The following is a 15680-nucleotide window of genomic DNA, read 5'->3' as shown; positions in this document are numbered from 1 at the left end:
ACGACCGAGGGTGCCCGCGGTTCTGTTCGCGCCTTAGTTGACAGGACGTCTCCTGTCGTGCCGGTGAGGACGAGGCGTCCGACCTCGAGCTCCTGGTCCTGGACAAGCCTCTCCTGCCGTGCCGGTGAGGACGAGGCCGGTATGCTGCCGCCGTCGGCAGGGACCAGGGGGTGCGCCACCTGGTGGACACGCGACCTAGTTTGCTGACGCCCGGTCGGTAGAAACCGTAGTGCACACGCTCATATCAGACCGGCAGGCGACGTCCTGACGCCCCGTCAGCAGGAGCTAGAGGCGTGGGTGGCGGCGCGTACGAGGACGTCCAAAGAGCGACAGGAAGGTCGGATTGTGCGGTGCTAGCCGTGGGGACGCCTCGACCCGGCGTCGGATCCCAGGAGATCCTTGAGGATATCGATAATAAACTCGGGTCTGAGGGATGACAGGTCCTCCGCCCCCACCCAGGCGAACTCGAGGTCCGGTTCGCGGGGTCGCGGTGGTTCGTCAGGTAGAGGATCTGCTGAGATAGCGTGGTAGAACTCGATGGAGTGCACGGTACGTCCCGCACGGGTGAAGAAGTTCTCGCCGGCGAGGATCTGATCGTGGACCATGACGGCCATTCCGACCTCCTCCGCGAACTCTCGTAAGAGACAGGTCTTCAGGGTCTCTCCGTGCTCCAGGCGCCCACCGGGCAGGGTAGAGCCTGCTTGCGGGGAGTCGGGGATGCTGGTCGCGCGCACGAGGGCAGCGTGCGGGTTGTGCAGGGCGGAACATTTTGTGCACAGGGTGACGTTTTGCGCAGAAGGTAACGAATCCAGGTCACTTTCTGCGCAATCGGTTACCCTCTGCACAAAATGTTCCCCTAGGCGTCGCACCGGCCCTCTCCGCCGGGAGGATCGCCACGACCTTGTCTTGGCAGGGCTCGCCGAGGCCACACCGTCTCTTTCGCTAGGAGGACCGCCTTCGACCCAGCCTCACGAGACAACACGCTAGCAGGGCGTAACTAATCGTGAGGGCAGGGGTCCCTCGCCTCTCTCGGCGCACATATGGCGAACTTTATGCGGCGCCCTGGATGGTTTGCCATCTATCTGGTGGTTCGTTTTTCTCGCGTGTCCAAATCTGAGGATCAGAACGTCGAGCACTCTTAACTCTATTGAGGCGCGAGCCTCTGACCTGCGTGGACATTAAACGCACAAAGTCTAGGACGGGGTGGGGTCAGCTCTGATCCTCAGATTGCGACAGAATCTGCTGTCGCGCCGCCGGACCACTGAATAACCCCCGGGTGCGCCGCCCGTGTAGGGGTCGGGCCGGAGTGGGCGTCCACCGTCTGGAAGGGCCTGAGTGTAGGGCGGCGATGACCTGGGACCCGTCGGCGGGGCGTCCACCGTCTGGAGGGGCCTGAGGGTCCGCGCCGCTCATGTGGGGGTCGGGCAGGAGTCCAGCATCCCAGGGACCTGGTGGCGGAGTCGGCATTGTCCGTATAGGGGCCGGGCCAGGGGGCCGCACGGCAGGAGGAGCGTCGGCGTGGCGTGCAGGGGAGTGTCGTTCCCCCAGACCAGGCTTGCGGGCAACAAGGAGTGTCGGCGCGCAAGGAGAGCGTCCTGTGCAGAAGGCGGTTACCTGCGTGAACAGAACTGGGCTGTGAGGGGCAGGCGCCTCCGGACTGTGGGGGACCGGTGGCGTTATAAAACGGAACTAAAGATACGAGCTAAGGCACCTCCGGGCTGTGGAGATAGGCGTTAGCTGGAGTACCAGAGTATCTGGCGCAGGACGAGTTGCGTACAGCCGTACCCGTTGGGGCGGTACCGGGCTGCCTCCTTTGGCCGCCGGGTACCGTGCCCTGACCGCCGGGGTACCGTGGGGCGTTGCAGACCTCGCCGCTGGCCTACCTCATTACCCGCCGGGACGCCAGTGCCGGGCGGGTAGGCGTCGTACCCGGCCTGGGGCACGCCCCTTACCCGCCGGGACGCCAGCTGCCGCCCGGCAGCGCCTGGCGCAGGCCGGTCGCACACCCTTCACCCGCCGGGACGGCAGTGCCGGGCGGGTAGGCGTTGTACCCGGCCTGGCGCACGCCCCTCACCCGCCGGGACGCCAGGTCAGCGCAGGGCCAGGGCGGCGCGGTAGACCTCGTTGGGGCGCAGCCCGCTCTCCCCCGCCACCCGGGCAGCCGCCTCCTTGAGCCGCACGCCCTCCTGGGCGAGCGCCAGCGCCGCGAGCGCGGCCTGGTGCGGGTCGGCCGACTCCGGCCGGGCCCCCGCCACGACCAGGACGACCTCACCGAGCACCTGCCCCGACGTGGCCTCAACCAGGTGCTCCAGGCTGCCGCGGACCACCTCCTCGTGGGTCTTGGTCAGCTCCCGGCACAGGGCGGCGGGTCGGTCCTCGCCAAAGGCCCGCGCCATGGCCGCCAGGGTGTCGTGGGTACGCCGCGGGGACTCAAAGAAGACCATGGTGCGCCGCTCCCCGGCCAGCGCCTCCAGGGCACGACGCCGTTCCCCGGCCCTGCGCGGCACGAACCCCTCGAAGCAGAAGCGGTCCGTGGCCAGGCCGGAGAGGGCCAGCGCGGTGAGCACCGCCGAGGGTCCCGGGGCCACGGACACCCTCACCCCCGCCGCCACGGCCGCCACCACGAGCCGGTAGCCGGGGTCGGAGACCGAGGGCATCCCGGCGTCGGAGACCACCAGGACGCTGCTGCCAGCGCGGGCTGCCTCAATGAGCTCGGGGGTGCGCGCCCGCTCATTGTGCTCGTGGAAGGCCACGACCCGGCCGCCGACCGACAGCCCCAGGCGGGCGGCGAGGTTGAGCAGGCGGCGGGTGTCCTCCGCGGCGACGACGTCGGCGTGCTCCAGGGCGGCGCGCAGGCGGGCGGAGGCGTCTGCGGTGTTGCCGATCGGGGTGGCGGCCAGGAGGATCTGCCCGGGGAGCGGGAGGCAGGGTGACCCGTCGGCTCTGCCCTCGCTGGTCCTCGCGCTCGTGGGACCGCCTCGGGGTGCCTCGGGGCCGGTCTGGGGCTCCGGTCCGGAGGACGTCGTGCGGGCGGGGTCGTGTGCCTGCCCAGGTCCTCGGGGCTCCGGTCCGGGAGACGTTGCGACGTCAGTCATAGCGCCAGTATTCCCCTAGGTGCCGGGGCGGAGGACCACCGGAGCGGTGGCGGGGCTCCTTCCGTATTCCCCCCAGTGCCGGCGCAGGGGTGGAAGGCCCTGATCCCCGCGGCCCTGACCTGGTGTATTCCCCTTAGGTGCTGGGGCAGGGGCGGGATGGTCGCCTGCTTCCCCCGCCTGTCCCGGTATTCCCCCCTAGGTGCCGGGGCAGGGGTCCGACACCGCCCGCCTGTCTGGATCTGACCCGCGCCACCGCCAGCACCGAGGTCGGTGGGGGCCGCCCCTGCCCGGGCCTGACTCGCGCTTCGGCGAGATCGACGCGCGGGCCGTGAACTCGGACCGCCCCCCGCCTGGACCTGACTCGTGCATCTCCCTCAGGTGCCAGGTTGGGAGCGGCGTACGGGGGGTACGTGGCTGCCAGCCGACGCATTCCTCTCAGGTGCCGGGGCGGGAGCGCATGGAGGTCCAGTCCCGCACCATCGGCGCCGCATTCCTCTCAGGTGCCGGGGCGGGAGAGGGGAGTTGCACATTCTTTTTACAATCGGCGATCAGTAAACGGCGGGATCATGCGGATCTGCTTGGCGGTCTGGGCCTGGGAACCAGGATGAATGTGCAATGGCGCCCGCGTTGCACATTCATCCTGTCCTCGGACGCCTCCCGGGGCGGGAAAACGTTGGAATGACGCCAACGGTCCGACCGAGCCCCCAGGATGAATGTGCAACACCGCCGCCCCGCCCCCGACGAACACGCCACGGGGCGTGGGCGGCGGGGGTCCGGTGGTCGACGGGTAGGGGAGTGAGGCGCTATCATGGTGTCATGACAGGTGTCATGACCCATGTTCCCCGCGCCCTCATCATCGTGGACGTCCAGCCCACCTTCTGCGAGGGCGGCGCCCTGCCCGTGGCAGGAGGCAACGCCGTCGCCGGGCGCATCGCGGGCTACGTCGCCGCCCACCGCACCGAGTACGTCGTCATCGTGACCACCCAGGACTGGCACATTGACCCGGGCGGCCACTTTTCCTCGGCCCCGGACTTCGTGGACACCTGGCCCCCGCACGGGGTCGCCGGGACCCCGGAGGCCGAGCTCCACCCCGCCCTGGCTGACGTGGACGCGGACGTCACCGTCAAGAAGGGGCAGTACGCTGCCGCCTACTCCGGTTTTGAGGGGACGACGGCGTCCGGCGGGACCCTCGACGCGGCCCTGCGCGCCCGCGGGGTCGTCGCCGTGGACGTCGTCGGGCTCGCCGAGTCCCACTGCGTCAAGGACACGGCCCTGGACGCCCAGCGTCTGGGCTACGCCACGCGCGTCCTGACCGACCTCACTGAGCCGGTCTCCCCGGAGCTCGGGGCCGCCGCCCGCACGGCCCTGGCCGCCGCCGGGGTGGAGCTGGCCGTCTCCCAGGCCTGAGCCTGCGGGCGGTGGTCAGGAGGGAGGCCGCCTTCGCCTGCGCAGGCCCACCTCAGGGGGCCGACGCCGGACTGGTCACCCTGGAGGCCGCCTTCGCCCGCGCGGGGCCGCCTGGCCGGACGGCCTGCCCGTGCCGCCGTCCTGGCCCTGCCGATACGTCCCGCTGGGCACGTCATCGGGCGGGCGTCCCCCAGGCACTAGTCCTGCCGGTGCAACCCGACGTCGCCCTGCTGGATGCGGTACTGGAGCCGGAGCGCCATCTGCTCGTGCACCTTCCTGTTGTGGGTCGAGCACATGATCATCCAGATGCCGCCGCTTCCCAGCAGGCCCAGGCCCGGCAGGCCCAGGACGATACTCGCCAGGACGCCCCAGACGGCGCTGCTGACCTGGCCGACGGTAATGTGCCTGGCCAGCTGGAGGCGGGCCTGCGGGCCGCTGGTGCAGGTGACGGTGTAGGTCCCGGCGTCGTCCGCCTGGAAGGTGCCCACCAGCGTCAGGCCCCTGGTGGTGGTCCTGCGGCGTGGGGCCTGCACGCTTATGGCGTCGCCGCCGGGGCCGGTGCCCGAGCAGGTGGCGTCGGCGTCGTCGGAGTAGAGGCCGTAGGTGAGGTCCTTCTTGAGGGCCACGCTGGTGGGGCCCGCAGGGGTCAGGGCGGCGCCCCGGTCCAGGCTGCGGGAGATGCGCGCGGAGGCGGAGTCCAGGCCCATGACGAGGGCGGCGACGGCCAGGGCCGTGAGCAGACCGCCCACGGCGGACATAACGCTCGGTCCGACGCGGCTCTTCTCCTTCAGGGCCGGTGGTGCTGACGGGGTGTGGGACATGGCTCTCCTGCGGGCGAGGGTACGAGGTGAGCCTACGGGAGGGACGGCGCCGCGCGCCTCCTTCCGGCAACGGGCTGGCTCCAGGGGCGAGCGGGCCCGCCGCCACGTCGTGCCGGCCCGCCGGGCGCTGCCGCCACGCGGGACGCGGGTCGTGTCCAGGAGCTCGGGGCGGTCCCCGAGCGTCTGCCGCCCGCCGCGCGGGCCTGCGGTGCTCACCGACCTGGGTACCGGCACCAGGCGGGCGTCTGCCGCCCGCCGCGCGGGCCTGGGACTTGCGCGCGTACGGTGCCGTTGGCGGCCCGCTGCCCGCCGCCGCCCGGCGCCGCTCCCTTCTGGGGGCGGGTCGGCGCGCGAAGCCGCTAGTCTTGCCCCATGAGCCACATCCTGTCCGCGGTCGCCTGGCCCTACGCCAACGGCCCGCGCCACATCGGTCACGTCGCCGGCTTCGGCGTCCCCTCCGACGTCTTCTCCCGGTACATGCGAATGTCCGGCCACGATGTGCTCATGGTCTCCGGCACCGACGAGCACGGCACCCCCATCCTGGTGGCCGCCGACGCCGAGGGCGTGAGCGCCCGCGAGCTCGCCGACCGCAACAACCGGCTCATTGTCGAGGACCTGGTGGCCCTGGGCCTGTCCTACGACCTGTTCACCCGCACCACCGCCGGCAACCACTACGCCGTCGTGCAGGAGATGTTCCGTACCGTGCGGGACAACGGCTACATGATCGAGCAGGTCACCCGCTCGGCCATCTCCCCGTCCACCGGTCGCACCCTGCCGGACCGCTACATCGAGGGCACCTGTCCCATCTGCGGCACCCCCGGGGCGCGCGGGGACCAGTGCGACGCCTGCGGCAACCAGCTCGACCCCACCGACCTGATCAACCCCCGCAGCCGCATTAACGGGGAGAAGCCGGAGTTCGTGGACTCCACCCACTACTTCCTGGACCTGCCCGCCCTGGCCGGCGCCCTGGGGGCCTGGCTGGAGGAGCGTCAGGCCTCGGGCACCTGGCGCCCCAACGTCATCCGCTTCTCCGTCAACCTCCTGGCCGACATCCGCCCGCGCGCCATGACGCGGGACATTGACTGGGGCATCCCCGTGCCCGGCTGGGAGGACCAGCCCACCAAGCGCCTCTACGTGTGGTTCGACGCCGTCATCGGCTACCTGTCGGCCTCCATCGAGTGGGCCCGCCGCAGCGGGGACCCCGAGGCCTGGCGCGCCTGGTGGAACGACCCCGACGCCCTGTCCTACTACTTCATGGGCAAGGACAATATCGTCTTCCACTCCCAGATCTGGCCCGCCGAGCTCCTGGGCTACGACGGCCGGGGCGAGCGGGGCGGCGCCCCCGGGGAGCTCGGCAGCCTGAACCTGCCCACCGAGGTGGTCTCCAGCGAGTTCCTGACCATGGAGGGCAGGAAGTTCTCCTCCTCCCACGGCATCGTCATCTACGTGCGCGACTTCCTCAAGCGCTACCAGGCCGACGCCCTGCGCTACTTCATCAGCGCCGCCGGCCCCGAGACCGCCGACGCCGACTTCACCTGGGCCGAGTTCGTGCGGCGCACCAACGGCGAGCTGGTGGCCGGGTGGGGCAACCTGGTCAACCGCACCGCCTCCATGATCCACAAGCGCTTTGGCGCCGTCCCCGCCCCCGGGGAGCTGGAGGACATCGACCGCGCCCTGCTGGACGCTATCGAGACCGGGTTCGACACCGTCGGCGGCCTCATCGCCCAGCACCGCCAGAAGGCCGCCCTGGCCGAGGCCATGCGCCTGGTGGGGGAGGCCAACAAGTACGTGGCCGACACCCAGCCCTTCAAGCTCAAGGGGCAGGACCCGGCCACCCAGGAGCGCCTGGCCACGGTGCTGCACACCCTGGCCCAGGCCGTGGCCGACCTCAACCTCATGCTCTCCCCCTTCCTGCCCCACGCCGCCAACGACGTGGACCGCGTCATGGGCGGCGCCGGCGAGGTGGCCCCCATGCCCCGCGTCGAGGAGGTGGCCGAGCTCGACCCCCAGGTCCTGCCCGAGGCCTTTGAGGGGCGCAGCGGCTACCCGGTCATTACCGGCGACTACGCCGGCGCGCCGTCCTGGGGCCGCCACCCGGTGGTCGTGGGCACGCCGGTGGGACGCCCGACCCCCGTCTTCACCAAGCTGGACGAGTCCGTGGTCGACACGGAGCTGGCCCGCTACGCGGACTTCCTGCCCGACGACGTCACCGGCGCCTGAGCGGGCCGGGGATCCGGGCCAGCCAGGGACCGGGCCAGTCCGGGGCCGGGCATGCCGGTGGGCGGGACCGGTCGCCTGGTGCCGGGGCCAGCCGGTGGCCGGTCGCCTGAGCGGGGCGCCGCGCGGGGACGGTCCGGAGCGGTACCCTCCTGGACGACACCAAGGACCAGGTGACACAGTGGCTCCGGGCCCGCCGCGGCGGACCAGGGCGGCGCCACCGGGCCCGCTGGCACGGACACGAGGAGGAGTGATGAGCGCAAGGCGTGAACGCAGCTGGGTGGAGCTCGACGCCGTCGCGCCCCTGGCGGGGCGCGTCACCGACAACCACACCCACCTGCCGGTGGCGGGGCTGGGGGACACCGGGCCCGGCAGCGACGCCCCTCTGGACGCCGCCGCCCTGGTGACCCGGGCGGCGGCCGTGGGCGTGGCCCGGCTCATTACCTCCGCCTGCGAGCTCCCCACCTGGTCCGGGACCCTGGACATGGCCCGCAGCCTGCGGCCGGTGCGGGCGGCCCTGGGGGTCCACCCCAATGAGGCGGTCCTCCACGCCGGGATCCTCGAGACCGGCCCGGACGGGCTGGAGCACGTCCCGGGACCGCACCACGAGATCCCCCTGGACGAGGCCATGGGCCTGCTGGAGACCGCGATCCGCTCCCACCGGGAGCTCGTGGTGGCGGTGGGGGAGACCGGCATGGACCTGTTCCGTACCGGCTCGCGGGGGGCGGTCGCCCAGCGGGAGGCCTTCCGGGCCCACATCGCCCTGGCCAAGGAGCTCGACCTGCCCCTGCAGATCCATGACCGGGACGCCCACGCCCAGTGCGTGGAGATCCTGCTGGCCGACGGCGCCCCGGCGCGTACCGTCTTCCACTGCTTCTCCGGTGGGTCGGCCCTGGCCGCCGCCTGCGCCGAGCACGGCTGGTACGCCTCGGTGGCCGGGCCGCTGACCTACCCCTCCAACCGGGGGCTGCGCGAGGCCCTGGCCCTCCTGCCCGACGAGCTGCTCCTGGTGGAGACCGACGCCCCCTACCTGCCACCCGTCCCGTGGCGGGGCCGGCCCAACGCCTCCTACCTCATCCCCGCCACGGTCAGGTTCCTGGCCGCTCAGCGCGGCCTGGACGAGGAGCAGGCCTGCCAGCGTCTGGAGGCCACCACCACCCAGGTCTACGGCACCTGGTGAGGCCGGCCTCGGTGCCTGTGCACCGGCTGCCTACCGTCGCCCCACCCCGGTGCCCGTGGCCTGCCGGGCAGCGTCACCCCTGTGACGGGGCCTTGGCATTGTCCCTGGTCCGGGCCGTTTCGCACGTGCTGTACCTCCTATGCGTTGTCGGACTCGCGTCTAACAGGTACTCTGGACCGGACGCTGTCTCCTGTGGAAGGTTTTGACTAGTGGGCAGGCACGCACAGACAAGTTCCCTAAGCACCACCCTGATCGAGCTCGGTTCCCTCGCCTCCCGAAGTGTTGCGGCTGCTGAGAACGCAACCCACGGCCGCCGTCGCGCCGAGGGACGGGCGAAGACCTCTCTGTCCCCCATGATCTACCGCGCCGGTGGGACCGCCGCGGTCCTCTCCCTGGCCGTGTCCGGCGCCGCCTACGCCGCCGTGCAGGCCGGGAGCGACGTGATCCAGCCCCTGGGGGCCAACCGCGCCGCGCTCGCGGCCATCGGCACCAGCGGCACCGACTCCGACTCCGGCTCCTCGGCCAAGGCGACCCAGGACCCCATGACCGTCAGCGGCCAGTCCACCTCGGTGACGACCCTGACCCAGGACGAGGTCCAGCCCCACCAGGTCGTCACCCGGGAGACCAAGGAGCTCCCGGCCGGGGAGACCAAGGTCCAGACCGCCGGGGTCGACGGGGTCGCCCGGGTGACCTACCAGGTCACCTGGGCCGACGACACCGAGATCTCCCGCGAGGCGGTCTCCCGGGTCGTCCTCACCCCGGCCGTGGACCAGGTGGTCCTGGTGGGCACCGGCACCGCCACCGAGGTGGCCCTGGCCCAGGCCGGTGACGGCAAGACCCCGGAGTCCGCCCAGGCCGTGGCCAAGGTCCTCATGGGCTCCTACGGCTGGGGCGAGGCGGAGTACTCCTGCCTGCACAGCCTGTGGACCCGGGAGTCGAGCTGGAACTACCAGGCCAAGAACCCCTCCTCGGACGCCTACGGCATCCCCCAGTCCCTGCCCGGGGACAAGATGGCGTCGGTGTCCTCCGACTGGGCCACCAACCCCGTTACCCAGATCACCTGGGGGCTGGGCTACATTGCGGGCCGCTACGGCAGCCCCTGCGGCGCCTGGGCCCACTCGGAGGCCACCGGCTGGTACTGAGCCGGCTACCAGGCTGCCACCAGACCCGCCCGATCACCTGCTGCCGCTCCGGCGTCGACGCCGGACCGGGCTGGTGCCAGCGGGCCCTGGCGCCCCGGGCCCCGGTGGGTAGGGAGGCGTGGACGCAGTGACGCCGGGCACGGAGGCCGTCGACACCTCGCGCACGTCGCCACGCCGTACACCGTACGTGATACCCGGCACGCCTATGAGCCCCTGGCCGCGCTCCCAGGATCCGGGACCGACCCGATATGACGCCGTCGGGCCCGGGTGGACCCGCCGACGCGGACCCTGGGAATTCGCTGAGGGGTGAGCGATCTCCTGGCGCGTGGCGGTGGATCTCCGCTACCGTGGCGAGCAGTCACCGACGGAAGGATGTCCCCAAGTGGACCACCACCAGCACGGAACAGCCACCCAACCGACCGCTACCGAGGAGGGTCTTGAGCCCGGTGCGCGTGAGCGCCACGCACACCTCGCCCCCTCCGGGCTCCTGGCCACCCTGACCCCCTCCACGCTCCTGCGTGCCGGTGCGGTCGCCGCGGTCCTGTCCATTGGCGTCAGTGGCGGGGCCTACGCGGCCATCCAGCAGAACGGCCCGGGCGAGGGCGCCAACGGCGCCGCACCGCTGCCCGTAGGCGCCTCCCTGCCTCCGGTGGGCGCCACCGGCACCCCCAGCCCCGCTGCTGACAGCGACGACACGGCCACCCCCTCCGCCGCCCCCACCGAGGACACGGGCCTCACCGTGGACGGCCAGGCCACGACCGTGACCACCCAGACCCTGGACGAGACCCAGGCCCACAGCCGGGTGGAGAAGGAGACCGACACCCTCCCCAAGGGGGAGACCAAGGTCGAGACCCAGGGCGTTGACGGGGTCACCCGCACCACCTACCGGGTCACCTGGGCGGACAACACCGAGATCTCCCGTGAGGCCGTCTCCACCGTCGTCGTCACCAAGCCCGTGGACGAGGTCGTCCTGGTGGGCACGGCCGACCCCGCCCCGGCGCCCGCCGCGGCACCCTCCTCCTCGTCGAGCTCCTCCTCGGACTCCTCGGGCACCGCCGCCCCGACCCCCCAGTACGCCTCCGGCGGCACCACCGCCGGGGACGCCCAGGCGGTCGCCCGGTCCATGATGGGCTCCTACGGCTGGGGCGAGGGGGAGTTCTCCTGCCTGGTCAGCCTGTGGAACCGCGAGTCGGGCTGGAACTACCAGGCCGAGAACCCCTCCTCGGGCGCCTACGGCATCCCCCAGGCCCTGCCGGGAAGCAAGATGGTCTCGGCGGGCTCCGACTGGGCCACCAACCCTGTTACCCAGATCACCTGGGGGCTGGGCTACATTGCGGGCCGCTACGGCAGTCCCTGCGGCGCCTGGGCCCACTCGGAGGCCACCGGCTGGTACTGAGCCGCCCGGCCCCCGCTCTACCGCCCTGCCGTGGCCCCGGTAGTCTGGGGGCATGCCCGACCCCTCCGACGGCGCCGCCCGGCGTCGCCACCCCACCTCCGCCTGCCCCCACCGGGAGACGGCGGAGGCAGGCCGCCTGCCCCCGGTCAGCCCTACCTGGCTGCGTGGCCTGGCCGCCGCCCTGGGCTTACGGCCCACCAAGGCCCTGGGGCAGAACTTCGTGCACGACGCCGAGGTCCTGCGCGGCATCGTCCGGCACGCGGGCGTCCGGCCAGGGAACACCGTCCTGGAGGTGGGCCCCGGCCTGGGCTCCCTGACACTGGCCCTCCTGGCTGCCGGGGCGCGTGTGGTGGCCGTGGAGATCGACCCCGTCCTGGCCCGCGCCCTGCCCGCCACCGTCGCCGACCGTATGCCGGAGGCCGCGGGCAGCCTGAGCGTCGTGCACGCCGACGCGCTGGGCGTGACCGGCCCGAAGTCGCTGGGCCTGCCGCAGGGGGCGGACCTGCCCACCCTCCTGGTGGCGAACCTGCCCTACAACGTGGCCGTCCCCGTCCTCCTGACGCTCCTCGAGGCCCTGCCCTGCCTGGAGTCGGCCACCGTCATGGTCCAGGCGGAGGTCGCCGACCGCCTGGCCGCCGCCCCGGGGTCACGCACCTACGGGATCCCCAGCGCCAAGGTCGCCTGGTACGCCTCGGCCCGCCGCACCCTGACCATTGACCGCACGGTGTTCTGGCCGGTCCCCCACGTGGACTCCGCCCTGGTCGAGCTCACCCGCCACGCCCCCCCGGCCACCCGCGCCCCCAGGGAGGCGGTCTTCGCCGTCATCGACGCCGCCTTCTCCCAGCGCCGCAAGACCCTGCGCCAGGCCCTCGCCGCCCTGGCGGGCTCCCCGCAGCAGGCCGAGCAGGCCGCCCGGCAGGCAGGCGTCAACCCGCGCGCGCGCGGCGAGACCCTCGACGTCGCCGCCTTCGCCGCCCTAGCCGAGGCCCTGGGGACCCGGGCCCGGCACTCCGGCGGGCGGGCGGGCAGCCCGACGACGGAGGCCGCCTGCGCCCCCGGGTCCGGGACCCGGCCCGCCCCCGCCGCCTCGCCCCGCGCCCCCAAGGAGAGACCATGAGCTACCTGCGTGCCGTCCCCAGCGACTCCGACCTGCCCAGCCGCTCGGGCAGCGCCGCCTCCGTGCGTGTCGAGGCCCCCGGAAAGGTCAACCTCTTCCTGTCCGCGGGCGCCCCCGGCGCCGACGGCTACCACCCGCTGACCACCGTCTTCCAGGCGGTGCGCCTCATTGAGACCGTCACCGCGCGCCGGCAGGCGGCGGACGCCATCGGCGCCATCACCCTGACCCTGGAGGAGCCCGACCCCGCCGTGCCCACCGGTGAGGACAACCTCGCCGTGGCCGCCGCCCGCCTCCTGGCCGCCGCCACCGGGGTCACCGAGGGCGTGGACCTGCTGGTACGCAAGCGGGTACCGGTCGCCGGCGGGATGGCGGGGGGCAGCGCCGACGCCGCGGGCACCCTCCTGGCCTGCAACCAGCTGTGGGGCACCGGCCTGGCCCTGGACCACCTCATGAGCCTGGCCCGCCACCTGGGCGCCGACGTCCCCTTCCCGCTGCTGGGCGGCAGCGCCCTGGGCACTGACCGGGGCGACGAGCTCAGCCCCCTCATGACACGCGGCACCTACCACTGGGTCCTGGCCCTCCAGGACCGGGGCCTGCCCACGCCCTCGGTCTTCCGCCGCCTGGATGAGCTGCGCGGCCCCGGCGCGGCCCTGGCGAGCCTGGAGGCCCCTGCGGCCCCAGCGGACCTGGAGGCACCTGCGGGCCCGGAGGCTCCGGCGCTCCCGGCGGCGTCCACGCGGGACGTGCCCCCGGCGTCGGGCCTGACGCCGCAGCCCGATGCCAGGACCAGGGCGTCGGCCCCCGACCCGGTGCCCCCCGCCCTGACCGCCGCCCTGCGGGCCGGGGACGCCCACGCCCTGGCCCAGGTCATGCGCAACGACCTGGAGGCTGCCGCCCTGGACCTGCGCCCCGAGCTCGCCGACGTCATTGACGTGGCCCAGGCCTCCGGTGCCCTGAGGGCCATGGTCTCCGGCTCCGGGCCCACCGTGGCGGCGCTGGTGACCGACATGGCGACCGCCCAGAGGGTGTCACGGGCCCTGACCGCCTCCGGGGTCTGCTCCGGCGTGCTGCGCGTGGACGCCCCCGTGGCTGGGGCCAGGGTGGTGGGCTGATGGCGTACCTGCTGGGTGTGGAGGGCCTGCGCGTGGTCGTCGGCTCGCGCATCCTGCTTAACGGCGTCACCCTCGGCATCGAGGACGGCACCCGGGTCGGGGTCCTGGGGCCCAACGGCGCCGGGAAGTCCACCCTCCTGCGGGTCCTGGCCGGGGCCCGCCACCCCGACGGCGGGCGTGTCACCCGCACCGGGGGCGTGCGCCTGGCCATGCTCAGCCAGGCCGACGACCTGGACGCGGAGGCCACCGTGGTCCAGGCGGTCCACGGGGACGTCCCCGAGCACACCTGGGCCTCCGACCCGGCGGTCCGCGACGTCCACGCCGGGCTGCTGGCGGACCTGGACCTGGGCGCACGGGCCGCCACCCTCTCCGGGGGCCAGAGGCGCCGCGTGGCCCTGGCTGCGGTCCTGACCGCCCCGGCCGACGTGGTGGTGCTCGACGAGCCCACCAACCACCTGGACGTCGAGGGCGTGGCCTGGCTGGCCCGCTACGTCGGCGCCCGGTTCGCGTCCCGGCGTGCCCGTGGCGCCCTGGTCGTGGTCACCCACGACCGCTGGTTCCTGGACGCGGTGTGCACCAACGTCTGGGAGGTCGTCCCCGGCGTGGACCCCGGGGGCGACCGCCCCCAGGTGGCCGGGAGGGTCGAGACCTACGACGGCGGTTACGCCGCCTACGTCCTGGCCCGGGCCGAGCGCTCCCGGCAGGCCGCCCTGGCCGCCGGGAAACGGGCGAACCTGCTGCGCAAGGAGCTGGCCTGGCTGCGCCGGGGCGCCCCGGCACGCACCTCCAAGCCCCGCTTCCGCACCGAGGCCGCCGAGGCCCTCATTGCCGATGTGCCCCCGCCCCGGGACACGGTCCAGCTCACGGCCATGGCCACCGCCCGCCTGGGTAAGAAGGTCATTGACCTGGAGGACGTGTCCGTGCGCTACCTGGCCGGTGACGGCTCCGCACTGACCCGTGACGGCTCCGCACTGACCCGTGACGGCTCCGCACTGACCCGTGACGGCTCCGTGCTGGCTCGTGACGGCTCCGCCCCGGGTGGCGCAGGGGTACCGGGCACCGGGGCCGGGAGCCGGGCCGGTGACGGCGGGACCGGCGGGGCCGGGCCGGGTACCGAGGTCCTGCGCCACGTCACCTGGCGCCTGGCACCGGGGGAGAGGGTCGGCGTCGTCGGGGTCAACGGGGCGGGCAAGACCACCCTGCTGCGCCTGCTGGAGGGCGTCCAGCAGCCCACGGAGGGGCGCGTGGTGCGCGGCAGGACCGTCAAGGTGGCCGCCCTGTCCCAGTCCACCCACGAGCTCGACGCGCTGGCGGACAAGCGTGTGGTCGAGGCCGTGGCCATGGTCGGTGAACGGGTGGTCGTGGACGGCAAGGAGCTGACCGCCGCCCAGCTCGTCGAGCGCCTGGGCTTCACCCGCCAGCGGGCCTGGACCCGCGTGGGGGAGGTCAGCGGCGGTGAGCGGCGCCGCCTCCAGCTGCTGCGACTGCTCATGACCGAGCCCAACGTGCTCCTGCTGGACGAGCCCACCAACGACCTGGACACCGACACCCTGGCCGCCGTGGAGGACGTCCTGGACTCCTTCCCCGGCACCCTCGTGGTGGTCTCCCACGACCGCTACCTGCTGGAGCGGGTCACCGACCACCAGGTGGCCCTCCTGGGCGACGGGGGCCTGCGCGACCTTCCCGGCGGCGTCGAGCAGTACCTGGCGCTGCGGCGCCAGGAGTCCGGTGGCGTGGCCCGCGGTGGGGGCGGGGCGCCGGGACCTGGACCGGGCAGGTCCCGCAGGGGCGGCGGGCGCGACGGTGCGGGCCGCAGCGGGCGCGACGGTGCGGGTAGGGCCAGCGGGGGCGCCGGGGCCCTGGGCGGGGCCGGTGCAGGCGGGCTCACGGGAGCCCAGCACCGGGAGGCCACCAAGGCCCTGGCCCGCCTGGAGCGTCGGGTGGGGAAGGCCGGGGACGCCGTCGGACGCCTTCAGGCCCGCCTGGAGGAGGCTGCCGCCGACCCCGCGCGCGTGGGCGAGCTGGCCCGTCTGGGGCGTGACCTGAGCGCCGCCCAGGCCGAGCAGGCCGCCCTGGAGGAGCAGTGGCTCCAGGCCGCCCAGGCCCTGGAGGACTAGACGCCCCGCGCCCGCCCCCTGGCCGCCGCCTCGCGCTCGCCACCCCGGTGCGGCGGGCGGGCGGAACCGTCTAGAA

The 15680-nt window shown here is 73.3% G+C and carries 11 protein-coding genes; 8 read left to right on the top strand and 3 right to left on the bottom strand.

The genetic code is table 11. The features are described from left to right. Positions 1-353: 353 nt before the first annotated feature. Together C3V41_RS08240 and rsmI are read right to left on the bottom strand one after the other, a co-directional pair. Positions 354-734, bottom strand: a complete 381-nt coding sequence (locus C3V41_RS08240; RefSeq protein ID WP_165271609.1) for an NUDIX domain-containing protein — start codon at positions 732-734, stop codon at positions 354-356. A 1356-nt stretch (positions 735-2090) separates the two neighbouring features. Further along, on the bottom strand, positions 2091-3095 hold the full coding sequence (rsmI, locus tag C3V41_RS08235; RefSeq protein WP_106109876.1) for a 16S rRNA (cytidine(1402)-2'-O)-methyltransferase: 1005 nt from the start codon (positions 3093-3095) through the stop codon (positions 2091-2093). Positions 3096-3911: 816 nt separating this feature from the next. Between rsmI and C3V41_RS08230 the strand changes: the two genes are divergently transcribed. Beyond that, entirely contained in the window at positions 3912-4502 is a 591-nt protein-coding gene (locus C3V41_RS08230; RefSeq protein ID WP_106109875.1) for an isochorismatase family protein, read from the top strand. A 197-nt stretch (positions 4503-4699) separates the two neighbouring features. Here C3V41_RS08230 and C3V41_RS08225 read toward each other — a convergent pair whose 3' ends face one another. Continuing rightward, on the bottom strand, positions 4700-5323 hold the full coding sequence (locus C3V41_RS08225) for a hypothetical protein (RefSeq protein WP_129591533.1): 624 nt from the start codon (positions 5321-5323) through the stop codon (positions 4700-4702). 372 nt (positions 5324-5695) lie between these two features. On the opposite strand from C3V41_RS08225, the gene metG reads away from it, so the two are divergent. The 7 genes from metG (at position 5696) to C3V41_RS08190 (ending at position 15604) form a co-directional block, all read left to right on the top strand. After that, positions 5696-7543, top strand: coding sequence for a methionine--tRNA ligase (metG, locus tag C3V41_RS08220; protein WP_106109873.1), 1848 nt, complete (start codon positions 5696-5698; stop codon positions 7541-7543). Positions 7544-7793: 250 nt separating this feature from the next. Then, the gene (locus C3V41_RS08215) at positions 7794-8720 is read left to right on the top strand and encodes a TatD family hydrolase (RefSeq protein ID WP_441299704.1); all 927 of its coding nucleotides are present in this window, start codon (positions 7794-7796) and stop codon (positions 8718-8720) included. A 353-nt stretch (positions 8721-9073) separates the two neighbouring features. Then, a complete protein-coding gene (locus C3V41_RS08210; protein WP_368033246.1) occupies positions 9074-9862 on the top strand; it encodes a G5 domain-containing protein in 789 nt (262 codons plus the stop codon). Between the two features lie 382 nt (positions 9863-10244). Continuing rightward, positions 10245-11258 carry a G5 domain-containing protein gene (locus C3V41_RS08205; RefSeq protein WP_254423533.1) on the top strand — a complete coding sequence of 338 codons (1014 nt, stop codon included), beginning with the start codon at positions 10245-10247 and terminating at the stop codon, positions 11256-11258. A 52-nt stretch (positions 11259-11310) separates the two neighbouring features. Beyond that, on the top strand, positions 11311-12375 hold the full coding sequence (rsmA, locus tag C3V41_RS08200) for a 16S rRNA (adenine(1518)-N(6)/adenine(1519)-N(6))-dimethyltransferase RsmA (RefSeq protein WP_106109870.1): 1065 nt from the start codon (positions 11311-11313) through the stop codon (positions 12373-12375). Then, positions 12372-13487 carry a GHMP family kinase ATP-binding protein gene (locus C3V41_RS08195; protein ID WP_106109869.1) on the top strand — a complete coding sequence of 372 codons (1116 nt, stop codon included), beginning with the start codon at positions 12372-12374 and terminating at the stop codon, positions 13485-13487. The genes rsmA and C3V41_RS08195 overlap by 4 nt, the downstream gene beginning before the upstream one ends. Then, entirely contained in the window at positions 13487-15604 is a 2118-nt protein-coding gene (locus C3V41_RS08190; RefSeq protein WP_106109868.1) for an ABC-F family ATP-binding cassette domain-containing protein, read from the top strand. The genes C3V41_RS08195 and C3V41_RS08190 overlap by 1 nt, the downstream gene beginning before the upstream one ends. Positions 15605-15680: the final 76 nt, after the last annotated feature.

Source organism: Actinomyces sp. oral taxon 897 (genome assembly GCF_002999235.1).
Classification (GTDB): domain Bacteria; phylum Actinomycetota; class Actinomycetes; order Actinomycetales; family Actinomycetaceae; genus Actinomyces.
Note: the sequence above shows the minus strand (reverse complement) of the source record. Positions and strands in the feature narration are given on the sequence as shown.